Source organism: Ruegeria sp. AF7 (genome assembly GCF_056541885.1).
Map to the genome: position 1 here is coordinate 1 of NZ_JBQFYX010000010.1, position 22,496 is coordinate 22,496.

At 59.3% G+C, this 22,496-nt stretch carries 24 protein-coding genes and 1 pseudogene; 13 read left to right on the plus strand and 12 right to left on the minus strand.

What is annotated here, in order from left to right; genetic code table 11:
* Positions 1-108 precede the first annotated feature (108 nt).
* Complete coding sequence (locus ACR0AP_RS14835; RefSeq protein WP_480507437.1) at positions 109-1,113, minus strand: hypothetical protein; 1,005 nt, start codon at positions 1,111-1,113, stop codon at positions 109-111.
* 134 nt (positions 1,114-1,247) lie between these two features.
* On the opposite strand from ACR0AP_RS14835, the gene lepA reads away from it, so the two are divergent.
* Together lepA and ACR0AP_RS14845 are read left to right on the plus strand one after the other, a co-directional pair.
* Complete coding sequence (gene lepA, locus ACR0AP_RS14840) at positions 1,248-3,047, plus strand: translation elongation factor 4 (protein WP_480507439.1); 1,800 nt, start codon at positions 1,248-1,250, stop codon at positions 3,045-3,047.
* Between the two features lie 807 nt (positions 3,048-3,854).
* Positions 3,855-3,995, plus strand: a pseudogene (locus ACR0AP_RS14845) (GcrA family cell cycle regulator); the annotation flags it as partial.
* A 658-nt stretch (positions 3,996-4,653) separates the two neighbouring features.
* On the opposite strand, the gene ACR0AP_RS14850 reads toward ACR0AP_RS14845, so the two are convergent.
* The 4 genes from ACR0AP_RS14850 to ACR0AP_RS14865 all read right to left on the minus strand — a co-directional run bounded on the left by ACR0AP_RS14850 (position 4,654) and on the right by ACR0AP_RS14865 (position 7,643).
* On the minus strand, positions 4,654-5,418 hold the full coding sequence (locus tag ACR0AP_RS14850; protein ID WP_480507441.1) for a hypothetical protein: 765 nt from the start codon (positions 5,416-5,418) through the stop codon (positions 4,654-4,656).
* Positions 5,419-5,855: 437 nt separating this feature from the next.
* Positions 5,856-6,272, minus strand: coding sequence for a type II toxin-antitoxin system Phd/YefM family antitoxin (locus ACR0AP_RS14855; RefSeq protein WP_480507443.1), 417 nt, complete (start codon positions 6,270-6,272; stop codon positions 5,856-5,858).
* 831 nt (positions 6,273-7,103) lie between these two features.
* Positions 7,104-7,241 (minus strand): entericidin A/B family lipoprotein, encoded by a 138-nt coding sequence (locus ACR0AP_RS14860; protein ID WP_209505735.1) that lies wholly within the window; start codon positions 7,239-7,241, stop codon positions 7,104-7,106.
* A gap of 60 nt (positions 7,242-7,301) precedes the next feature.
* Complete coding sequence (locus tag ACR0AP_RS14865) at positions 7,302-7,643, minus strand: ArsR/SmtB family transcription factor (RefSeq protein ID WP_209505737.1); 342 nt, start codon at positions 7,641-7,643, stop codon at positions 7,302-7,304.
* Between the two features lie 359 nt (positions 7,644-8,002).
* On the opposite strand from ACR0AP_RS14865, the gene ACR0AP_RS14870 reads away from it, so the two are divergent.
* The 6 genes from ACR0AP_RS14870 to ACR0AP_RS14895 all read left to right on the plus strand — a co-directional run bounded on the left by ACR0AP_RS14870 (position 8,003) and on the right by ACR0AP_RS14895 (position 11,887).
* Positions 8,003-8,635, plus strand: coding sequence for an ATP-dependent Clp protease proteolytic subunit (locus ACR0AP_RS14870; protein ID WP_480507445.1), 633 nt, complete (start codon positions 8,003-8,005; stop codon positions 8,633-8,635).
* A 132-nt stretch (positions 8,636-8,767) separates the two neighbouring features.
* The gene (gene clpX / locus ACR0AP_RS14875; RefSeq protein ID WP_209505741.1) at positions 8,768-10,036 is read left to right on the plus strand and encodes an ATP-dependent Clp protease ATP-binding subunit ClpX; all 1,269 of its coding nucleotides are present in this window, start codon (positions 8,768-8,770) and stop codon (positions 10,034-10,036) included.
* Positions 10,037-10,231: 195 nt separating this feature from the next.
* Positions 10,232-10,594, plus strand: coding sequence for a RidA family protein (locus tag ACR0AP_RS14880; protein ID WP_480507447.1), 363 nt, complete (start codon positions 10,232-10,234; stop codon positions 10,592-10,594).
* Positions 10,595-10,674: 80 nt separating this feature from the next.
* On the plus strand, positions 10,675-11,058 hold the full coding sequence (locus tag ACR0AP_RS14885; RefSeq protein ID WP_209505745.1) for an NADH:ubiquinone oxidoreductase subunit NDUFA12: 384 nt from the start codon (positions 10,675-10,677) through the stop codon (positions 11,056-11,058).
* An 11-nt stretch (positions 11,059-11,069) separates the two neighbouring features.
* Positions 11,070-11,522 carry an outer membrane lipid asymmetry maintenance protein MlaD gene (gene mlaD, locus ACR0AP_RS14890; RefSeq protein WP_480507449.1) on the plus strand — a complete coding sequence of 151 codons (453 nt, stop codon included), beginning with the start codon at positions 11,070-11,072 and terminating at the stop codon, positions 11,520-11,522.
* A complete protein-coding gene (locus tag ACR0AP_RS14895; protein ID WP_480488407.1) occupies positions 11,519-11,887 on the plus strand; it encodes a DUF2155 domain-containing protein in 369 nt (122 codons plus the stop codon). Before mlaD ends, ACR0AP_RS14895 begins: the two co-directional genes overlap by 4 nt.
* On the opposite strand, the gene aat is transcribed toward ACR0AP_RS14895, so the two are convergent.
* From aat to ACR0AP_RS14915, 4 genes are all read right to left on the minus strand, one after another.
* Positions 11,833-12,474, minus strand: coding sequence for a leucyl/phenylalanyl-tRNA--protein transferase (aat, locus tag ACR0AP_RS14900; RefSeq protein ID WP_480507451.1), 642 nt, complete (start codon positions 12,472-12,474; stop codon positions 11,833-11,835). The two genes, ACR0AP_RS14895 and aat, sit on opposite strands and share 55 nt — an antisense overlap.
* Before the next feature lie 48 nt (positions 12,475-12,522).
* Entirely contained in the window at positions 12,523-13,872 is a 1,350-nt protein-coding gene (gene accC / locus ACR0AP_RS14905) for an acetyl-CoA carboxylase biotin carboxylase subunit (RefSeq protein ID WP_209505751.1), read from the minus strand.
* A gap of 9 nt (positions 13,873-13,881) precedes the next feature.
* Positions 13,882-14,376, minus strand: coding sequence for an acetyl-CoA carboxylase biotin carboxyl carrier protein (gene accB / locus ACR0AP_RS14910; RefSeq protein ID WP_480473619.1), 495 nt, complete (start codon positions 14,374-14,376; stop codon positions 13,882-13,884).
* 151 nt (positions 14,377-14,527) lie between these two features.
* Positions 14,528-15,064 carry a LuxR C-terminal-related transcriptional regulator gene (locus ACR0AP_RS14915; protein WP_209505755.1) on the minus strand — a complete coding sequence of 179 codons (537 nt, stop codon included), beginning with the start codon at positions 15,062-15,064 and terminating at the stop codon, positions 14,528-14,530.
* Positions 15,065-15,272: 208 nt separating this feature from the next.
* On the opposite strand from ACR0AP_RS14915, the gene ACR0AP_RS14920 reads away from it, so the two are divergent.
* From ACR0AP_RS14920 to ACR0AP_RS14940, 5 genes are all read left to right on the plus strand, one after another.
* On the plus strand, positions 15,273-16,565 hold the full coding sequence (locus ACR0AP_RS14920; protein WP_480507453.1) for a helix-turn-helix domain-containing protein: 1,293 nt from the start codon (positions 15,273-15,275) through the stop codon (positions 16,563-16,565).
* Between the two features lie 77 nt (positions 16,566-16,642).
* Complete coding sequence (locus ACR0AP_RS14925) at positions 16,643-17,023, plus strand: response regulator transcription factor (RefSeq protein WP_480484506.1); 381 nt, start codon at positions 16,643-16,645, stop codon at positions 17,021-17,023.
* Complete coding sequence (locus tag ACR0AP_RS14930) at positions 17,020-17,328, plus strand: hypothetical protein (protein ID WP_209505761.1); 309 nt, start codon at positions 17,020-17,022, stop codon at positions 17,326-17,328. The genes ACR0AP_RS14925 and ACR0AP_RS14930 overlap by 4 nt, the downstream gene beginning before the upstream one ends.
* The gene (locus tag ACR0AP_RS14935; protein ID WP_480507455.1) at positions 17,328-20,006 is read left to right on the plus strand and encodes an ATP-binding protein; all 2,679 of its coding nucleotides are present in this window, start codon (positions 17,328-17,330) and stop codon (positions 20,004-20,006) included. The genes ACR0AP_RS14930 and ACR0AP_RS14935 overlap by 1 nt, the downstream gene beginning before the upstream one ends.
* Before the next feature lie 78 nt (positions 20,007-20,084).
* Positions 20,085-21,173 (plus strand): FliM/FliN family flagellar motor C-terminal domain-containing protein, encoded by a 1,089-nt coding sequence (locus ACR0AP_RS14940; protein ID WP_480507457.1) that lies wholly within the window; start codon positions 20,085-20,087, stop codon positions 21,171-21,173.
* A gap of 12 nt (positions 21,174-21,185) precedes the next feature.
* Here ACR0AP_RS14940 and ACR0AP_RS14945 read toward each other — a convergent pair whose 3' ends face one another.
* Genes ACR0AP_RS14945 through ACR0AP_RS14955 form a run of 3 tightly spaced genes read right to left on the minus strand, consistent with a single transcriptional unit; the run spans position 21,186 to position 22,489 of the window.
* Positions 21,186-21,617, minus strand: a complete 432-nt coding sequence (locus ACR0AP_RS14945) for a protein tyrosine phosphatase family protein (protein ID WP_480507459.1) — start codon at positions 21,615-21,617, stop codon at positions 21,186-21,188.
* A 9-nt stretch (positions 21,618-21,626) separates the two neighbouring features.
* Entirely contained in the window at positions 21,627-22,061 is a 435-nt protein-coding gene (locus ACR0AP_RS14950; RefSeq protein WP_267366618.1) for a DUF6691 family protein, read from the minus strand.
* The gene (locus ACR0AP_RS14955; RefSeq protein WP_267366620.1) at positions 22,061-22,489 is read right to left on the minus strand and encodes a YeeE/YedE family protein; all 429 of its coding nucleotides are present in this window, start codon (positions 22,487-22,489) and stop codon (positions 22,061-22,063) included. Before ACR0AP_RS14955 ends, ACR0AP_RS14950 begins: the two co-directional genes overlap by 1 nt.
* Positions 22,490-22,496 lie beyond the last annotated feature (7 nt).

Genomic DNA, 22,496 nt, shown 5'->3' on the forward strand with positions numbered 1-22,496 from the left:
TTGGTTGGCACCACCATCAAAACGGACAACCATCTCCCTTCAAGGGAACCACCGCCCCCAATCCAATTTGAAAAATTGGGGGCGGTGTCAGATCACATCGAGACTAATTCACTTAATTGCAGTTTCGATAGCCGTATCCGTAGCAAGGTCAGCTTTGCGACCTATCCACTTAGTGATCGTCAATTCAGTGATCGCCAAATACGCGGCCTTAAGTTTCTTAAGTGTTTTCTCAATCCGCTCCTGTTTCGGATTATCCTGTTCGAGCGCTTCTGAGAGTTCCTCGGTCGCAGTCCAAATTAATGTGAGGGACTGAGCCAGTTGCTGGTCCTTTGGCGGGTTGTTCCCACCGATGCCAAGCCGGGACAGAGACTGTGCTTTGAAGCTTTCGTTTAGTTCTGCAAGTGTGACTTCGACCTGCCACCGTGCTCGAATCTTTTCGATTTCTTCAGCAACTGCTTCCGGCCCAGTGTTCCAAACACTTTCATCAATCAATGCTACCCGCCGCTGAAGCTCCCAGTCCAACGGCTTGCCGTTTAACATCCCTTCGTACCACACAGCCCAAAATTCCCACGGCGTTCCCGATGCGTGATCGAAAAACCGCCGTGACAAGTTGGCGTACAGTTCCGGTACTTCGCCATGCCACAGATTAGTGGAAAACACTTTATCGGATTCTTCGGGTTCAGCGGTGAGCGCAATGGTGTCTGTAAGGCGCTCAGTGTAACCCTCAAAACCATAGGAAGTGAGGTTCTCCATGAGCAGTGAAACGGAACTGTTAAGGTCGAGGGTAGTACTATAAATCGTGAAAAAGGCTTTACGAGCACCTTTTGAATGGTCCTCAATAGTTTCTTCACTCGAGACTGCTTCGAGGTTGCCTTTCACAACGGGGATAAGAGCACGGATTTCGGAAGTCTGTCTTGCCCCAGCCAGACCGGAAACAAGAGTTGCTCTTAAGCAAGCCAGCATTAACCATTTGTCAATGTAGTAGCTGCCTTGATCGGATAACTCGAAAACATAGGGAAGCGCGTGTAGTGCTGAACGCGCGGCAACCGTCTTGACGGCCTTTGTTGGCAGCGCCGAAAGTTTCTCTTTCAACTCATTGTACAGTGTTGTCATAACATAAACTGGCCGTATCGAACCCAGCAAATTGATCGTTCCAGTCTGCTATCACGTTGCGCTAGACACAAGGCACCGAAACTCTGTCGCGTTTCTATTGACCAACCCACGATTCCTCTACATATCCCCACTCCATGACAGACCTCGCTCATATCCGCAATTTCTCCATCGTCGCGCATATCGACCATGGCAAATCCACCCTTGCTGACCGGCTCATCCAGGAGACCGGGACAGTGCAGGATCGTGACATGAAGGAACAGCTACTCGACAGCATGGATATCGAGCGCGAGCGTGGCATTACCATCAAGGCCAACACGGTTCGCATCGACTATACCGCCGAGAATGGCGAGACATATGTGCTGAACCTGATCGACACCCCCGGCCACGTGGATTTCGCCTACGAGGTCAGCCGGTCGATGCGCGCGGTCGAAGGCTCGCTGCTGGTTGTGGACAGCACCCAAGGGGTCGAGGCGCAGACGCTGGCGAACGTGTATCAGGCCATCGACGCCGATCATGAGATCGTGCCGGTCCTGAACAAGATCGACCTGCCCGCGTCCGACTGTGACCGCGTGGCCGAGCAGATCGAGGACGTGATCGGTATCGACGCAAGCGACGCCATCCGGGTCAGCGCCAAGACCGGGCAGGGCATCCACGAAACGCTGGAGGCGATCGTGCACAAACTGCCCGCGCCGCAGGGTACTCTGGACGCGCCGCTCAAGGCGATGCTGGTGGATTCGTGGTACGACGCCTATCTGGGCGTCATCGTTCTGGTCCGCATCATGGACGGCACGCTGAAAAAGGGGATGCGGGTCAAGTTCATGTCGAATGGCACCCTGCACCATGTCGACCGCGTCGGCGTCTTCCGCCCGCAAATGCAGATGATCGACAGCCTCGGCCCGGGCGAGATCGGATTCCTGACCGCCTCGATCAAGCAGGTCCGCGACACCCGCGTCGGCGACACCATCACCAATGACCGCAACGGCACCGAAGTCGCGCTGCCGGGCTTCAAACCCGCGCAGCCGGTGGTGTTCTGCGGCCTCTTCCCGGTGGATTCCGCCGAATTCGAAGACCTGCGCGACGCGATCGAAAAGCTGGCGCTGAACGACGCCTCATTCTCGTATGAAATGGAAACCTCGGCCGCGCTTGGCTTTGGTTTCCGCTGCGGCTTCCTTGGCCTGTTGCACCTCGAGGTCATCCGCGACCGGATCGAGCGTGAATACGATATCGACCTCATCACCACCGCGCCCAGCGTGATCTATCACGTCTACATGAAAGACGGTGAGATGATCGAGCTGCACAACCCCGCCGACATGCCCGACCTGTCCAAGGTCGACCACCTTGAGGAACCGCGCATCAAGGCAACCATTCTGGTGCCCGACGAATATCTCGGCGACGTGCTGAAACTCTGCCAGGACCGCCGCGGCATCCAGATGGACCTGACCTATGCGGGCCAGCGCGCCATGGTCGTCTATGACCTGCCCCTGAACGAGGTTGTCTTTGACTTCTACGACCGCCTGAAATCGGTGACCAAGGGCTATGCCAGCTTCGACTACCAGATGACCGGCTACCGTCAGGACGCGCTGGTCAAGATGTCGATCCTTGTGAATGACGAACCGGTCGATGCGCTGTCGACCATGGTTCACCGCGACCGGGCCGAGATGCGGGGCCGCGCGATGTGCGAAAAGCTCAAGGACCTGATCCCGCGCCACATGTTCAAAATCCCGATTCAGGCCGCCATCGGAGGCAAGGTCATCGCGCGCGAGACCCTCTCGGCCCTGCGCAAGGATGTGACCGCGAAGTGCTACGGAGGCGACGCCACGCGGAAACGCAAGCTGCTGGACAAGCAGAAGGCGGGTAAGAAAAAGATGCGTCAGTTCGGGAAGGTGGATATCCCGCAGGAGGCATTCATCTCAGCGTTGAAGATGGATAGCTAAGGGCTTCAAAACTTACTGACGTCTTAAGCGCTATACTGTCGTTTTCGGATAGGATTGACACAACCGTGTAGTGTTTCCCTTTGATCGAGGTATCCGTATAAGGCCGTAAGAAATCTGCGACTGAGGTGTTTTATGGATTGTTTTGTCATCTCACCGATCGGTAGTGAGGGTAGCGACGTACGAATTGAAGCGGACCAACTTTACGATTTTGTAATAAAGCCGGCTTTGGAACCACTTGGATATAAAATTAGTAGGGCCGACAAGATTGACGAAAGCGGCCTGATAACCTCTCAAATTGTAGAACGGATTGTTTCCGTAGACTTGGTGGTTGCTGTTCTAACTCATCAAAACGCAAATGTGTTCTACGAGTTGGCTATACGGCATCTTATTGGTAAGCCATTCATTCACATGATGCATTCCAGTCAAGACATTCCTTTTGACGTTACAGGTTCTCGAACAATTTTGTATTCACTCGACTTAAGCGGTGCGAGAAAAGCCGAGTCAGAATTGGCGCAGCAGGCGAAAGTCTTTGTTGAGGATCCTTCAAAGCAGGTCGAAAGCCCAATCTCTGTAGCGATTGACCTCAAAGCGTTGCATTCAAGCGAAGATCCTGTTTCGACAGCGTTGTCCCGAATTGAACGCGATCTGTCGGGGATACGTTCAGACCTAGACTCATATATTAGCCAGAACGGCATGGATATCGGTCGAGGTGTCATAAACGCTTTGCGGCACAACGAGCTTTATTCGAACGACAATGAGGCCAATGCTTTGAATGCTTTCGCAGGTGGAGCTCCTTCGAGAAGAAGCCTGCCAGAGCAATGGACTGATGAAAGAGTAGAAACTCTGAAGTCGATGTGGGAACAGGGAAATTCTGCCTCGCAGATCGCGAAGGAACTTGGCGGATTAAGCAGAAATGCAGTCTTAGGTAAAATTCACAGGCTAGGGCTGTATACCAAAAAATCTGATGAGTGATCGACGCCTGAAAGTAAGCAGTTTGAGTTCAGCCGCGTAAGAGTAGTTCGTGTTCGCGATCAATCCGCCCGGCGGCACCGCCGGGCCGCGCCGACCCGCCCCCATGGGGCGGCGCGTTTGCGCCTCCCCTCGGGTCGGCGCTGCCCTCTGTTCTGGTGATCAACCGTCTGGCCAACATTGGGTTGCCGAGTTAGGTTCTCAAGATGAATTTTTCTTATCGAAATGTGCTGGAACGCAGACCCATCGTAACCATAGCACTGACATTTCTTTCGTTCTTCGTTGTTGGAAGTTTTTTGAACTCATTCCATGTCGCGCGGTCTGATTGGGGTTTTAACCCCCTATGGTTGGCTGAGGCAGGTTTGGGTGTATGGATGATTTACACTGTCCTTCAGATCGGTGCCTATTTAGTCAGGACGTTTCGATAGGGTCGTAGGGCGGGCTTCAGCCCGCCAATCCGCCACTCGCCCATATCCCCGCCCCCAAACCAACGCACATGGACAGGCTGTGTCCGGTGGCGGGCTGAAGCCCGCCCTACGGGGTGGGGTTGGTTGGGCGGTTGTATCTGCGCTTGCGTCCTTGGGGCTTTGGCCGTTCGCGGCCCTCGGGTCTGCGGGTCAACCGTCTGACCCGCACCTCACCCGCGCGGCACCAAATGCAACCATTGCATCGGGAAACCACGCCCCTCGGACAGGATCGGCCATTTGAAATCATCCCCCAACCGGATAATCTCATCCATCTCGGACGTGTCGCGCACGCTTCCGTCCACATAGGTGATATCAAAATACCCGGCGCAGAACGCTTCGATCGCTTTCAGTTTCGCATCGCCATCCTCGACCATCTGGGGGTGCAGTTCGATCAGGAATTCCGATCTGCGGAAATGCGTCAGAAAATCTACGGTCAACAGGCTGAATTCGACACCCTCGATATCGATCAGAAAGAAGATGTCCGCCGGGTCAGGGGCCACGCTTGCGATGTTTTCAACCGTGTCCGTCAGCGCATCCCCAAACACCGTCACCCGGTCGCCCACGCCGTTATGTTCCGCCGTTTCGCGGATGACATCCCGGCCTTTTGCTGAAACCTCAAAGCACACGCTTTTTTCAAACTGCCCGGCGGCCACCAGCCCGACGCCCCAAAAGCCGTCCGCCGCGCCGATATCCACCAGCACCGGCTTGTCCGAGTTGCTCAGCACCTTCAGGTTCTGCTGCTCATACAGGCCAAATATTTTCGTGGCCGTATCCGAGTGCCCGCCCCAGAATGCGTTTTCGACAAAGCGAAACCCCTTCATTGGCCCGCACAGCACCTGTCCGCGGCTTTGTTCCAGCACGAACAGTGAAAACTCGTTGCGGAACCTGCGCACAACGCTCTTGAACTCTCGATGTTGTCGTTTTGGAAATCGCATGTTCTGTCTGGGGCTTTTCAAGTTGGATCGGACGCCCCGGATGAGGGCAGTTGTTTGAAATCCCTGTTTAAGTTGTGGCGCGCGGTGTTGGAAGGAAAAACGCAATGCGCGATACCGGGCAGGGTGGGGTTTTCTTCTTGCCCACCTTTCCCGCGCATAAACCCTTGATGAAGTTTCCTTCAGACAAGTTGCAACCGCCGCGCGCCCTTCCAATCTCAGTCACAGGCCACCACGGCCCGCATCCCAAAGGAGGGTGCCGATCATCAGATCAGAGATTTCCGTAGCCTGCGCACCGGGACTGTTTTCGACCCCGTTCCGGCCCGTCAGGTGAACCGAAGCGTTTCCGGCCCGGTCGGGTTGTTAAGGGGTATGAGCCGCCATTGCTCACGGATTGCGGCGGAGGGGGTGTTGGTATCACCGCCGGGCCGGAACGCTTCTCAGAAACGGAACCAGCGTCTCCAGAGTGAGGAGACAGGCCGGGCGGCCAGTTCACCGCCTGCGACAGGATCCAGACCGCCCCGCGCAAGAATGCGGCGTTCCTCGGCGCGGGTCATCTGGATCTCGCGGACCTTCAGCGCGGTCTCGCGCGCGGTGACATAGCGGCCGTCCGGTCCCGGTTCCATGCCGGGGATGTTGCGCCCCTTCGACCACATCCCGCGCAGCCCCGACAGCGGGTGCTTCCATCCGATCTCGTCGTCATCCTGCAACTGCCAGATCCGGTTGGCCTCGGTCATCGAGACCAGCGCGGCCAGCGGCTTGCCGTGTCGGGTCAGGATGATCACCTCACGCGGGTCCTGGGCGCGGGTGATCAGCGGCCCCAGATGGGCGCGGGCATAGGAAATGGTGCAGCGCATCGGCGAATCTCCGTCTGTACGATTCGTAAGATTGGGGGTTCGAGCGTTGTACAAATCGCACAATTTTGGCCTAACGGGCCGCGCGGAGCGCTTTGCACCCGCAGCATCGCAGGAATTTCGGGTGCCGGGGTCACGTCCGGTTTTTTCCGCCCTCAACCCTTCGCGGGATCGGGGATTCTGGGGTTATCCACAAAATTCTCCCGCCGGATATCAACATCTTATCCCCGTCTAATTTTCATGCTGCAGTGCTATTTTCTTGTCGGATGCAGGGCGTGGTGCAACAGTCATCTCACCGCACAGGGTCTTCGGAACCGGGGCGGGACGCAAAGGCCAAGGGGGTCTGAGCAGAGAAGGGCGGATCTTAGGATTTGCGTTTAGCTGCAAAGGCTTACCGGTAGGTGATCAGCCGGAAATGGGTCTTGGACCCAGGTCGGGTGGCCATCTTCTCAGACGGCCAATGCATGTCGCGATGGACCTTAGGGGACAAAGCGGCGGCTGCAGTCTCTCAGGGGGCTGGGGCGACTGGATCGGAGTGCTCCTCGGGGTACGTCGACCCGGTAAGGCGTCAGGGCGTATCCGAAAGGATACATGCAAAGACCGCGTCTGCGCACCTGACGCCTTTTCCTTTGCCGAAATTCGGTTTCATACAGGCTACCGCTCACCCCTGCCGAATGGGAACGGGGCTCTTCTGCGTGCGCAAAAGAGCCCCGATTTAGTGTCAGATATGCAATGCCGCGTCTATGCACCTGTAGGGCTAGACTACTGCGTATGGGCGCACTCTTCAACCATATATTGCGTTAATGTCCGGGTTGCCCGCAAGATAAGCGCGTATTACAGGCTTTCCTGCACGTCCGAAGCTGCGTTCTGGATTGCATCCCCGGCCTTTTCGATATCTTTGCCCGCGCCTTTGGCGGTTTCGCAGGCGGTCAGTGCAAACAGGCTCAGGCCAATCAGAATTACGCGGATCATGTATGTCTCCTCAGTGCTCGATACGGATTCGGTAGCACCTTTCTCGACACCAAGCCAGAGCTAGCCTCTGTCGTCACCGCAGAACAGCTCGTACACCACCTCAAGCATCCGGCGCGGGCGATCATCTGCCAACCGGTAAAAGATGGTTTTGCCCTCTCTGCGCGGTATCACTAGCCCCTCCAGACGCAGGCGGGAAAGCTGTTGCGAAACAGCGGCTTGTCTGGCGGACAGCAGTTCCTCCAGCTCGGTGACAGATTTCTCACCGGACACCAGGTGGCACAGGATCATCAGCCGGCCTTCGTGACTGATTGCCTTGAGGAAGTTGGACGCGCGTGTCGCGTTATCGACCATACGATCCAGGTCGTGTTGCGGCATGTCCTGGGACAGCTGTGGAAGTGCCATCGAATGTGTTCCTTGTGAACCCGTTGACCGGGCATAGTTTCCGTTACGTAAAGCTCGTCGCCTGCGAGCCACTTCAGTACATGTTTCGATCAATTATTGCTATATGTATGAATCAAAAAACCGTGATGAAAAAAGGGGAACCCGCAGCCGTTTTCCCCGCAGCCCCTTTGGCAGGGCGTAATCACGGATAGGGTGCTGCTGCGGAACAGCGGCAGGTGTGACAATCTTATTGACGGCGGTCCACATTCATTCCGCGTTCTCACCGACACCCCCTTGCAGCCCCCCGGAGCCAACACTAAGACTCAGGTAACACTTGTTGGGATAATGTCCCGATCCACAGCAAAACAGGCAGGTTACGAATGTTCGATCCCGTAAATACCTACATGAATACGCTTGTCCCCATGGTCGTTGAACAGACCAGCCGGGGCGAGCGCGCGTATGATATTTTTTCCCGCCTGCTGAAAGAGCGGATCATCTTCATCAACGGCCCGATTCACGATGGCATGAGCCATCTGGTCGTGGCGCAGCTGCTGCACCTTGAAGCGGAAAACCCCAACAAGGAAATCTCGATCTACATCAACTCGCCCGGTGGCGTGGTGACCAGCGGTTTGTCGATTTACGATACAATGCAGTATATCAAGCCGAAATGTTCCACGTTGGTGATCGGTCAGGCGGCCTCGATGGGATCGGTTCTGCTGGCCGGCGGCGAGAAAGGGATGCGCTTTTCGCTGCCCAACAGCCGGATCATGGTGCACCAGCCCAGCGGCGGATATCAGGGTCAGGCCAGCGATATCATGATCCACGCAGCCGAGACGCAAAAGCTCAAGGATCGCCTTTATGATATCTATGTGCGTCATACCGGGCAGACAAAAAAGGCGGTTGAAAAAGCGCTGGACCGTGACAATTTCATGAGCCCGGAAGAGGCCAAGGAATGGGGTCACATCGACGAGATCGTGGAAAACCGCGCAAAAATGGACGCGGATGAGGTCTGAGTTTCGGAGCCTGCACCACCGGTGCAGGAACCATTTTGAGATTGTAGCGGCCAAAGCGCTGGCCTAAGCTGCACGAACAGGCGAAAACGCATTCCCGCCGGGGGTGCTGGGATGAGGCCCGAAAGGTAGATCATGGCGACGAATTCAGGCGGTGACGGGAAAAACACGCTCTACTGCAGCTTCTGCGGCAAAAGCCAGCATGAGGTGCGCAAGCTGATCGCAGGCCCGACCGTTTTCATCTGTGATGAATGTGTCGAACTTTGCATGGACATCATCCGCGAAGAGACAAAGGCCAGCGGGCTGAAATCTTCGGACGGCGTTCCGACGCCCAAGGATATCTGTGAGGTGCTGGACGATTATGTGATCGGTCAAGCCACCGCAAAACGCGTCCTGTCGGTCGCGGTCCACAACCACTACAAACGTCTGAACCACGCCCAGAAAGCGGGCAATGATATAGAACTGGCGAAGTCCAATATCCTGCTGATCGGCCCCACCGGCTGTGGCAAGACGCTGCTTGCGCAGACGCTGGCCCGGATACTGGATGTTCCCTTTACCATGGCCGATGCCACCACGCTGACCGAAGCCGGTTACGTGGGCGAGGATGTGGAAAACATCATTCTCAAGCTGTTGCAGGCCAGCGAATACAATGTCGAACGCGCGCAGCGCGGTATCGTATATATCGACGAGGTCGACAAGATCACCCGCAAATCCGAGAACCCGTCGATCACACGCGACGTGTCCGGTGAAGGCGTACAGCAGGCGCTGCTGAAACTGATGGAAGGCACCGTGGCCAGCGTTCCGCCGCAGGGCGGCCGCAAACACCCGCAGCAGGAATTCCTGCAGGTGGACACCACGAACATCCTGTTCATCTGCGGCGGCGCTTTTGCGGGTCTGGACAGGATCATTGCGCAACGCGGCAAGGGCTCGGCCATGGGTTTTGGCGCCGATGTGCGCGACAATGACGAGCGCGGCGTGGGCGAGATATTCAAAGATCTGGAACCTGAAGATCTGCTGAAATTTGGCCTGATCCCCGAATTCGTCGGTCGTCTGCCGGTTCTGGCAACGCTTGAGGATCTGGACGAGGAAGCACTGGTCACCATCCTGACCAAGCCAAAGAACGCCCTGGTCAAGCAATACCAGCGCCTGTTCGAGCTGGAAGATGTTGAGCTGGGCTTTACCGATGACGCGCTGAAGGCAATTGCCAAGAAAGCCATCGAGCGCAAAACCGGTGCACGTGGTTTGCGGTCTATTCTCGAGGATATCCTGCTGGATACCATGTTCGAACTGCCGGGCATGAAAAACGTCAGCGAGGTTGTGGTGAACGAAGAGGCGGTAATGTCCGACGCGCAGCCGCTGTTCATCTATGCCGATGCGGCCAAGGAATCGGCCTCGGCGGGTTGAGGCCGGGCTTTTTACCGCGACGGTGGAACTTCAGTTGAACCGGTTCAGGGGGCTCTGCCCCCGCTGCCCTTCGGGCATCTCCCCCGGGATATTTATAGCCAGATGAAGCTGGGGATCCGTTGCTTGCAGGCGAAGGCATGCGCAATCAGGCAGCAGGAGCTTAAGTAAGCTTTCGAACAACAAAGGTGACGGATTATGACGGTGAAGCGCATTTCTTCGGGCGGTGAGTTTGAGGCGAAAGTCGGCTATTGCCGTGCAGTGGTTGCGGGCGGCTGGGTTCATGTCGCCGGGACCGTCGGGCAGGGCGAGGGCGTGGTGGCGCAATGCCGGTCTGCGCTGGATGTCATCGGCAAGGCACTGGCTGAGGCGGGCGCGGGTTTTGAAGATGTGGTTCGGGTCACCTACATGTTGCCGGACCGCAATGAGTTCGCGCAGTGCTGGCCGGTTCTGGCCGAGACGTTTGGCGCCAATCCACCGGCTGCGACGATGATCGAATGCGGTTTGATTGATCCGAAGTACCGGATCGAGATCGAAGTGACCGCCTTCCTGCCGCAGTGACACTGGAAGCCCAAGGGGCACTAGACCTTGGCGAGCCTTTGGTCCATACCTTCTCTCGACCGAAATGCCGGAGGCAGCCGATGGGAATCCTGAACAGTCTTTTACGAGCCGTGACCTGGTGGAACGGGTCAACACTGAACACGCAGCTCTATACGGCGCGCAAGGGTGTGAAAGTGGGCGAAGACAATGAAGGCAATGTGTTTTATCGCACCGCCGACGACAGCAGGCGCTGGGTGATTTTCAATGGCGAGGCCGAAGCCAGCCGGGTTGACCCGGAATGGCACGGCTGGTTGCACCGCACCTGGGACGAACCCCCGACCGACAAACCGCTGCCGCACAAAGCCTGGGAAAAACCGCATCAGGAGAACCTGACAGGTACGGCACTGGCCTATGCGCCTGCCGGGTCGCTTCGGCGGGCCCAGCCGGTTGAGCGCAGGGATTACGAGGCCTGGAGCCCGGAATAAACGAGGCGAAGATGTCGACCCATAACTGGACCGAAGTTGTTGTCGGAGGCGTCGTATTGGCCGGTGCCCTTGCTTTTGGTGTTTATGCCAGCCAATCGACCGGCCTGTCGCAAGGTGCTGCGGGCTATGAGTTGGGCGCCTCGTTCCGGTCGCTGGAAGGGGTTGGCGTCGGCACGGATGTCCGTCTTGCCGGTGTGAAAATCGGCACCGTTACCGGGGTCAAGCTGAACCCGGACACCTATCGTGCCGACACGACTTTCTCTGTTGCCGAAGGCGTTCTTGTACCCGATGACAGCGCCATCGTGATCTCGTCCGAAGGGCTGTTGGGTGGAAACTTTGTCGAAGTCATGCCCGGCGGTTCGCCCTTCTTTTTTGAACCCGGAGACGAGATTCAGGATACCCAGGGTGCGGTCAGCCTGATCTCGCTGCTGGTCAAGTTCGTAGCCGGAGATGGCGGCGAATGATGCGCGCCGCCCTGATTGCCCTGTTGCTGGCTGGAACCGGCGCCGCCGCGCAGCAGAAAGTCAACTCTGGCCCCGGCGCCATGCTGCGCGGGCTCGACAAAGTCAGTGGCCAGACGGTTGATATCGAATTGCAGACAGGTCAGACCGAAGCTGTGTTCGGGCTGGATGTGGCGCTGGGGGATTGCCGGTATCCGGTGGATAACCCGACAGGCGATGCCTTCGCCTATCTGACCATTTGGGAAACGGGCAAAGCGGATCAGCTGTTTGATGGCTGGATGATCGCGACCTCTCCGGCGCTGAATGCGCTGGATCACGCGCGGTATGACGTTTGGGTCATCCGTTGTATCACGCCTTCTGCGGACTGAGTGATCGGCGCAGCAAAGTCGGCGCTCTGGTTCAGGGCTTCTTCCAGTTCTTTCTTGTAAGCGCCACGCGGGATTTCGATCGCCCCAAGGGATGCCAGATGCGCGGTCAGGAACTGCGTGTCAAACAGGTGAAAGCCGGTTTGCCGCAACCGGTCCACAAGATAGGCGAGCGCGATTTTCGAGGCATCCGTGCGGCGCGAAAACATGCTTTCTCCAAAGAACGCGGCCCCCAGCGTCACGCCATATACGCCGCCCACCAGTGCCGCTCCGTCCCAGACTTCCAGTGAATGCGCATGACCGGATTGGTGCAGCTGGCGATAAAGGGTGTGCAGTTCCGCGTTGATCCAGGTGTCGGACCGGTCGGCGCACCCATCAACAACGCCGGAAAAATCCTGGTTGATTGAAATCTCGAACCCGCAGTTCCGGATGCGGCGGGCCAGACTGCGCGAGATGTGGAACCCGTCCAGCGGAAATATCCCGCGAAACTTGGGATCAACCCAGAACAGTTCAGGATCGTCGCGGTGTTCGGCCATCGGGAAGATACCGATGGAATACCCGTGCAGCAGCAGTTCGGGGGTCAGGCTCATGCCGGTGACAGGGCGACCAGAGGGCGCGGGCCCTCTGGCACTTGGCCCTTATTTTTCCATGTTCTCCGCAAGCCAGCGCTCCAGCCAGTGGATGTTGTACTCGCCGCTGTGCAGATCGGGCTCCTGCAACAGGGCGTGGAACAGGGGCACGGTGGTGTCGATACCGTCGACGATCAACTCTCCCAGCGCGCGTTGAAGACGCGCCAGCGCCTCGGCCCGGTCGCGGCCCTGCACGATCAGCTTGCCAATCAGCGAGTCGTAATAGGGCGGGATCGAATAGCCGTCATAAAGCGCCGAATCCATCCGCACGCCCAGACCGCCCGGCGCGTGATAGGCCGTGATCTTGCCGGGGCAGGGCGAAAAATTCGGCAGCTTTTCCGCGTTGATCCGAACCTCGATGGCATGGCCGTTGATCTTCAGATCGTCCTGACCGAATGACATCGGTTCACCCGCTGCGACCAAAATTTGTTCGCGCACCAGATCGACGCCAAAGATCCCTTCGGTGACCGGGTGTTCCACCTGCAGGCGGGTGTTCATCTCGATGAAATAGAACTCGCCCTTTTCATACAGGAACTCGATGGTGCCAGCGCCGATATAGTTGATCTTGGCCACTGCGTCGGCGCAGATCTTGCCGATCCGGGCGCGCTCTTCGGCGGTGATGCAGGGGCCGGGGGCCTCTTCAAAGACCTTCTGGTGACGGCGCTGCAACGAACAGTCACGTTCGCCCAGATGCACCGCATTGCCCTTGCCGTCGCCAAACACCTGAATCTCGATATGGCGCGGCGTGGTCAGATATTTCTCGATATAGACCTCGTCATTGCCAAAGGCGGCCTTGCCTTCGGCGCGCGCAGTCATGAAGGCGCTTTCCATCTCTTTCGCGTTCATCGCGACTTTCATGCCGCGCCCACCGCCACCAGCCGTGGCTTTGATGATGACAGGATAGCCGAATTCCTCACCGATGCGCTTGGCGTCGGCCAGCGTGGGAACGCCACCGTCCGAACCGGGAACACAAGGCACACCCAGCGCCTTCATCGTGTCCTTGGCGGTGATCTTGTCGCCCATGACGCGGATATGTTCCGCGGTGGGGCCAATGAACGTGATGCCATGATCTTCTACGATCTGAACGAACTCGGCGTTTTCGGACAAAAAGCCATAGCCGGGATGGATCGCCTGCGCGCCGGTGATCTCACAGGCCGAAATGATCGCAGGCACCGACAGATAGCTTTGCGGGCTGGGCGGGGGGCCGATGCAGACCGATTCGTCCGCCATGCGCACATGCATCGCGTCGCTGTCGGCGGTGGAGTGGACGGCAACCGTCTTTATCCCCATCTCGCGCGCGGCGCGGATGACGCGCAGGGCGATCTCGCCTCGGTTGGCAATCAGGATCTTGTCGAACATGGGCCCGCCTTACTCGATGATGACCAGAGGAGTGCCGAACTCAACAGCGTCGCCATCGCCCACCAGCACGCGCTTGATGGTGCCCGATTTGGGGGCGTGGATGTGGTTCATGGTCTTCATCGCTTCGACGATCAGCAGCGTGTCGCCTTCAGACACTGTCGCGCCGACGGAAATGAAAGCGGGCGCTCCGGGTTCCGGCTGCATATAGACCGTGCCCACCATAGGCGAGGTGACAGCGCCCGGATGGCTGGCCGGATCTTCGGCGGCAGCAGGGGCCGCCGCGGGGGCCGCAGCCGGTGCCGCTACGGGGGCGGGCGCTGCTGCAGGAACAGCCATCTGAACCGGAGCGGCCACGGTCTGTGTCATACGGCTGACGCGCACGTTCAGACTGTCTTCTTCGCCATATTCGCGTTTGACCTGCAACTCGGTCAGATCGTTTTCGCGCAGCAACTCGGCCAGAGCCTTGATGAATGCCACATCCGCTTCGTGTTTGGTGTCTGTCATGAGTATCCTCGACGGTTCCCCTTTGGCCCGTCTGTTTCTTGCGGGCTCTGATCAAATTACGCAGGGTTATAGGCTAAGCGGCGGTGCATGAAAAGCGCCGACTCGCACCATCTGTCATGCGTTCCACGCGTATTTCAAAGGGTCGGACAGGTCACAGGGGCATCCCCGATAATTTGGCGACCAGTTCAGACAGCTTTCGCGCGCCGAATTTTTCAAGCAAACGGGCGCGGTAAGCCTCGATTGTGCGGTAACTCAGGCCCAGCTCTGCTCCGATTTCCTTGGCCGACAGGCCGCGGCAGGACAGGATGGCCACTTCGCGTTCACGGATGGTCAGCTCAACCAGCGGTCGTTCCTCGGATATGTCGGAAAAGCTCCAGATACCGTGGCGGAACGGGTCGTCGGGCGTCAGCGACCGGCCCCGGGCGCGGCACCAGAACAGATCCCCGCTGCGGCGGCGCATGACGCGCTCATCCGTGTAATACCCGGTGCCGCGCATCACTTGCAGGCTGCGTTCGCCGATCCTCTCCCAATCCGCGACCGAAGGGTAAAGGTGCAACAGCGGCATGTTGCGATAGTCGTTTTCTTCTCCGCCAAAGGTGCGGGCAAATTGCAGGTTACAGCGCCGGATGATCCTGTTTTCCAGCTCAACAAGCCCGATCGGCGCATATTCAAAGGCGGGGTCGCTCATGCGTGTATGGTGCCGGGAAAGCGCGCGGAAATGAAGGGGGATGCGGTGTCTTGCGCCAGATTGACGCCCGAAACGGATGCTTTGGTTTGCGTCAGATTGTGAACGTTGTAAATTCCAGCTGAAAAGAAATGATTAACCTATGAAAAAAGATGCTATAATCTGAAAACAAACGTGAACTTCGACGGGTCTGAATTCAGGGAAAGTAAACATGCGCGACACGTTGACAGGCAGTCGCATTCGCGAAAGACGGCAAATTGCCGGGCTGCGGCAGGCGGAACTGGCGCGGCGGGCCGGAATATCGGCGTCTTATCTGAACCTGATCGAACACAATCGCCGCAGGATCGGGGGCAAATTGCTGGTCGATATCGCGGCGGCGCTGGGCGTTGAACCTTCGGTCCTGACACAGGGGATCGAGGCAACTCTGGTTTCCGCCCTGCGCGAGGCGGCCGAGGATGCGGTCGGACAGAAGGCCGAGGTTGACGGGCTCGAGGAATTCGCCGGGCGTTTTCCCGGCTGGGCCGGTGTTCTGGCGCAAATGCATCGCCGTGTCGTGTCTTTGGAGCGGAACGTCGAAACCCTGTCCGACCGCCTTACGCACGACCCGCAACTGGCCGCGTCGATGCACGAGGTTCTGTCAACCGCCGCAGCCATACGCTCGACCGCCGCGATCCTTGCGGATACCCAAGATATCGAGGCCGAATGGCGCGAGCGTTTCCACAAGAACCTGCATCAGGATGCCGAACGGCTGGCAGGCAGTTCCAAGGCGCTGGTGACCTTCCTCGACGAGAGCGACTCGGCGGTTGATCCACGTGCCGTTCCCCTGGAAGAGGTCGAAGCCTTCTTTGAAGCCCGCGCCTACACGATTTCCGAACTGGAAGACGGGGGTGATGTGGACGCGGTTGACCTGAGCGGGCTCAATACCTCGGCGGCGCGCACCGTCGCGCGCGAAGTTCTCAGGATCTATCGCGCAGACGCGCAGGCGCTGCCGCTGGAGGCCGTCAAAGCGGTTGTTCAGCAGGGTGATCCGAACCCCATCGAACTGGCGCAGCGGTTCTCGGTTGATTTTGCCACCGTCCTCAGGCGCCTGGCCTTTCTGCCGAATGGTATCCTGTCACAACCGGTCGGCATGGTGCTGTGCGACGCGTCCGGAAGCATCCTGTTTCTCAAGCCGATTCAGGGGTTTACCTTGCCCCGACACGGCGATGTCTGCCCGCTTTGGCCGCTGTTTACGGCCCTCAGCCGTCCGCTGGTGCCGGTGCGCAAGCAGGTCATCCTGACCGGCAGGTCCTCGGCCGTGTTCGAATGCGTCGCTTATGCGTGGCCGCATGCAGTGTCGGGATACGATCAGGACCCGGCCTATCGCTCGGTCATGGTGGTGCGCCCGGTCAGGGACCCGTCAGACGGGGTGCCGGTCACTCAGGTCGGGCCAAATTGCCGTGTCTGCCCAAACCGCGATTGCAAGTCCCGGCGCGAGCCGTCGATTTTGAGCGAAGGTTTTTGACACGTTCATGACAGACCGCTTAATCTGGCGGGAACCGGTCTCGGGATGGAAGACCGGTTATGGGAGGAACTGAACATATGAGCCGAAAGGTTCTGCTGATTGAGGACGAACCGAACATCGCCGAGGCTATCCGGTTCCTGCTGTCGCGCGAGGGATGGCAGGTCGAAACGCATGGCGATGGAACGGATGCGGTTCAGGTGATCCAGGGGGCGCAGCCCGATCTGGTCATTCTGGATGTCATGCTGCCGGGCAAGAACGGTATGGATATCCTGCGGGAACTCAGAAAAATGGAGGAACTGGCAGGCTTGCCGGTTCTGATGCTGACCGCACGGGGTCAGTCGCGCGACCGGGAAATGGCTGAAAACGCAGGCGTCAGCCGCTTCATGACCAAACCGTTTTCCAATGCCGAAGTTCTCACAGCCGTGCGTGACCTTCACGCGCAGGCGACGCGTTTATGATGTCCGGCGAGGGCAACAAGACCAAACCACCGGGCACACGCCCCTCGCTTTTTCTGGAACGACAAAGCTATCGTCGTCACAGGTTGACGGATGCCGCCCGGATTTTGCCCTTTCTGGGTGCGGCGCTGCTGGCCCTTCCGTTGCTGTGGCCAGACCCGTCCGGCGGGGATGCGGCGGTGCCCTTGTCCTCGGCGATGTATTACATATTCCTCTGCTGGGGCGCGCTGATCCTGGCCGGGTTTGTCTTTGGGCTGGCCGCCCGCCGCATGGCCGCGCGCGAGGGATCGGACACGGGCGCTGAGTGATGGCCACCATAAACGTTCTGATTCTGGTTTGCCTTGCCTATGTCGTGTTCCTGTTCGCAGTGGCCTTCGCCGCGGATCGCATGGCTGCGGCCGGGCGCGGCAAATGGTTGCGTTCACCCGTGATCTACACGCTGTCCCTGTCGATCTATTGCACCGCCTGGACATTTTATGGCGCGGTGGGCAACGCCGCGCGGTCGGGGCTGGAATTTGTCACCATCTACCTCGGTCCGACGCTGGTGATGGTCGGCTGGTGGTGGGGGCTGCGCAAGCTGGTGCGCGTCGGGCGCAGCCAGCGGGTCACCTCGATCGCCGACCTGCTGTCGTCCCGGTATGGCAAGTCGAACACGCTGGCGGTCTGCGTGACCATTCTGGCGGTGCTCGGCGGCACGCCCTATATCGCGCTGCAACTGCAATCGATTACCCTGTCATTCTCGATCTTTGCCGAGGCTGACCCGTCAGGCCTCTATCGCGAAGGGTCCAGCGTGTTCTGGGTCGCGGCTGGACTGGCCGTGTTTGCCATCCTGTTCGGCACCCGCAATCTGGACGTGAACGAACGTCATCACGGTGTGGTCACGGCCATCGCAGTCGAGGCCGTTGTCAAACTGTTTGCTCTGATCGCCGTGGGCGTTTTCGTGGTGTGGGGGGTCGCGGGCGGCATTGGCCCGATGATGGACCGGATCGATGCCTCGGAAATCGGCCAGTGGAACGTCGATGCCGGGCGTTGGACGACGTTCATCTTTCTGTCGGCCGCCGCCTTTATCTGCCTGCCCCGGATGTTTCAGGTGATGGTGGTGGAAAACGATGACGAAGGCCATCTCAGAACCGCTGCCTGGGCTTTCCCGCTCTACCTGCTGTTCATGAGCCTGTTTGTCGTGCCCATAGCCGTGGTCGGTCTGGACCTGCTGCCTCAGGGCGCCAACCCCGATCTGTTCGTGCTGACCGTGCCGCTGTCCCAAGGCAATGACTGGCTGGCAATGCTGTCCTTCATCGGCGGGTTTTCCTCGGCAACCTCGATGGTCATCGTCAGTGCGATGGCCCTGTCGACAATGGTGTCGAACCATGTGGTCATGCCCATCTGGCTGAACACGCAGGAAGGCACCGGCTCGGTGTCGGGCGATGTGCGCAACATTGTCCTGATGGCACGCCGAGTTTCCATTGCCGCCATCATCGCGCTGGGCTTTTTCTACTACCGGCTGTCCGGGGGCGGTGCCGCGCTGGCCTCGATCGGGTTGATCGCCTTTGCCGGTATCTCGCAGATCCTGCCAGCGCTGGTCGGGGGGCTGTTCTGGCGCAGGGCAACCCGGACCGGGGCGCTGGTCGGGCTGACCGTTGGCTTTGTGCTGTGGATATACACCCTGCTGCTGCCGGGAATGGGCGGCGCGTGGATGCCCGAAACCGTGCTGCAAAACGGCTTGTTCGGCCTTGGCTGGCTGCGCCCTCATGCCCTGTTCGGGATCGAGGGGATCGATCCGATGGTGCATACGGTGATGTGGTCCTTGTCCCTGAACACGCTTGCCTTCTGCGTCGCGTCCCTGCTCAGCTTTCCCAGCCCGTTGGAGCGGTTGCAGGGGGCGCAGTTCGTCAACGTCTTTGATCACTCGGTCGCGCCGCGCGGGTGGTCCGGGTCGGTGGCGCAAAGCGAAGACCTGATGATCATGACGCAGCGCATTCTGGGCACCGGCCCCACGCAGGAGTTCTTTCAGGCCGAGGCGCAAAAACAGGGTGGCCGTTCGCACCTGCCGGAACCGACGCCGGGATTTCTCAACCGTCTGGAACGCGAGCTCAGCGGCTCGGTCGGTGCGGCCATGGCCCACGCGATGATCGGCCAGATCGTGGGCGGATCGTCGGTTTCGGTCGAGGATCTGCTGGCCGTGGCAGACGAATCCGCGCAACTGCTGGAATACTCCGGCCAGCTCGAGGAAAAGTCCTCCGAACTCAGCCGAACCGCACGGCAATTGCGCGAGGCTAACGCCAAGCTCACCCAGATTTCCGAACAGAAGGACAGCTTCCTGAGCCAGGTCAGTCACGAATTGCGCACGCCGATGACCTCGATCCGGGCGTTTTCGGAAATCATGCGCGACACCGATGGCCTCAGCCGCCAGGAGCAGACCCGCTATGCCGCGATCATTCATGACGAAGCCCTGCGCCTGACCCGGCTGCTCGATGATCTGCTGGATCTGAGCGTGCTTGAAAACGGGCAGGTCAGCCTTAATCTCAGCGATGACAGCCTGCGCTCGGTTCTGGACCGCGCCGTGCCCAGCGCTCTGGCCGGGGCGGACCGAAAGATCACCGTCCGCCGGACCCGCGCGGCCGAACGTATCTTTCTGCATACGGATCTGGATCGGTTGGGACAGGTGTTCATCAACCTGATCTCGAACGCGCAGAAATACTGCGATGCGGACGATCCGGTGCTGGTCATCTCTGCCCATGATGTCGGTGGGCGGGTCATCGTCGACTTCATCGACAATGGCAGCGGCATCCCACCGGGTGCGCGCTCGATGGTGTTTGAAAAATTTGCCCGCGTGGGCGGCGACAAGGCTGGCGGAGCGGGGCTTGGTCTGGCCATCTGCCGCGAAATCATGCAGCGGCTGGGGGGTGAGATCACCTATCTGCCGGGGCAGGGCGGCGCGGCCTTCCGGATCAGCCTGCCGCAGGCCTACCAGCAGGCGGCGCAGTGACGCGGCCATAAAGAACTTGGTAACGCCCGAGGGTGTAAACCGGTTGCCAGGTTCTGGAACAATTGGTGATCGGGCGTCATGTCACAAGATGTCAATGCCGCGTTGGCGCGCAAACTGTCCGTCGGGCAAAAGGATCTGGGGGATCGCCCGCGCTCGGTTCTGCGGGCGCTGCGCCTTGGGTTCGCACGGGCTGCGGGCGACCGGCTGAACCTGCCGCTGGCGGTTATCGGGGCAAAGCAATCCAACCAGTCGCAGGAGGTGCCGGGGGACGCGGCGGGGCAGGATTGGCTGCTGCTGGTGTTTGACGGCCCCGAAGGCCGCGCCGCGACCTGTCTCAACCCGAATGTGGTCTCGGCCATTGTTCAGGCCCAGACCATTGGTCAGGTCCTGCCCGGTGATCCCGGCGCACGCACGTTCACGGATACCGACGCCGCCATCGTGGCCCCCTTGATCGAAGCCGCGTTGACCGGTTCCGCCGCTTTGTTTGACGCCTCAAGCGATCAGATTTGCCTTGCAGGGCTGGAATTTACCTCGCGCGCCAAGGATTTGCGCACCCTGTCACTGGCGATGACGGAAGAGGCGTACCGCATTTTCGAACTGACCGTCGATCTGGCGAACGGAGAGCAGCAGGGCCGCATCTCGGTCTTTCTGCCGGAACATCCTGCCGTCCCGGACGTGGCCGAAGATGCCGGGGAAAAGGTTGATCTGCGTATGGAGCAGTGTTCAGGCGTGATGCGGGCGGAACTGACCGCCGCGCTGTGCCGCATGTCGCTGCCGCTGTCCGACCTGTCCGGAATGCGGATCGGGGACATTCTGCCGTTGCGCGGGGCGCGTCTGGACCGGACCGAGGTTCTGACGATTGACCGGACACGCGCCGGTATCGGTCGCCTTGGGCAATGCGGCGGCCTGCGGGCCGTGCGGCTGAATGAAACCGCTGCACTGCCGGCCCTGACCGGCGCTGACGCGCAGGACTTCATCGCCAGCAAAAGTGGAACACCGCCGCAGGATTATCCGGTTGAACCAGCTGAGCATGATGCGTACGCCCAGACCGTCCCGGCCGGGGTGTCAGATCTGACAGATAGCGATCTGATCGTGAACGATTCCGAACGGATGGTCGCTGAAATCACGCAACTGGCGGGGTTGGCACCCCCGGAGTCCACCAGCTAGGTTGAGGGGCACTCAGCCGCCAGTGCCGCGGATCTGGTCCAGCATGGGGCGCAGATTGTCCAGCTGATACCCGGCTTTGCCGGTCGCACTCAGGATGTCGTCCGTGCTCATGTGGTCGCACTGGCCCAACGCCCAAGCCACCGAACACCGCGTGCCCGAGGCGCAATAGGCCAGAACAGGACCACTGCCGTTTTCCGCCATGTCGCGCTGCCGCTTCACGTTCTCAGGCGTCATCGTCTGGTGGGTCAGCTCCAGCACCTCATATTCCATACCGGCGGCCCGCACCGCTTCGCCGATCGCGTCGGATTGCATGGCCGGGGGAACTTCGGCATTGGGCCGGTTGCAGATCACCTTGGCAAAGCCAGCCTCGGCGATGGCCGGAACATCCTCGACCGTGATCTGCGGCGAGACAGCATAGCGGGGGGTAATCTGACGAATCTCCATGCCAATTCCTTAGGCCGCGTTTGCCGCCCTGTCCAGTTGCGCGCCCAGCGGTGGTGCCACGAACATCCCGGCCGCCATTGCAACCAGAAAGACCAGCCCGCCCAGCCCGCCATAGCTCAGCGAGGCCATTGCCGGTCCGGGGCACAGCCCGGCCAGTCCCCAGCCCATCCCGAACAGAACCGAACCCACGATCAGCCTGCGATCAACCTCGGGCTTTGCAGGGGGTGGAAAGGCTCCGCCGGTCAGGGCGTTTTGCCGTCCGGTTGTCATCCGCCATGCCACAAGCATCGGCAGGATGGCACCGGCCATCACAAAGGCCAGCGTCGGATCCCAGTTGCCAAACACATCCAGCCAGCCCTGAACTTTTGTGGTGTCTGTCATGCCTGAAATCAGCAACCCGGCGCCGAACAGCGATCCGGCGATCAATGAAATGAAAAGGCGCATCAGATCACTCCCAACACATGACGCAGCAGCACAAGGGTGACGCCCCCGGCAAGGATATAGAAAACGGTGGCCACGATGCCGCGCAGCGAGAACCGAGAGATCCCGCACACCCCGTGCCCCGAGGTACAGCCATTGGCGATCCGTGTACCGATACCGACCAGCAGCCCGGCCAGAATGACAACGCCCAGATTGCTGGTAAGATGCGTCTGGGCCTCGGGCAGGATCAACGGGCGCAGAAGAAGGGGCATTCCGACAAGCCCCGCAATAAAGGCCAGCTTTTCGGCCATGCTCCCCTTGGCGCTGCCATCGACAAGGCCGCCCAGAATGCCGCTTGCGCCCATGATCCGGCCATTGCCCAGCAGATAAACCGCCCCGGCCAGACCGATCACCAGACCGCCGCACAGCCCCCAGATCCACTCAATATTCATGTGGGAT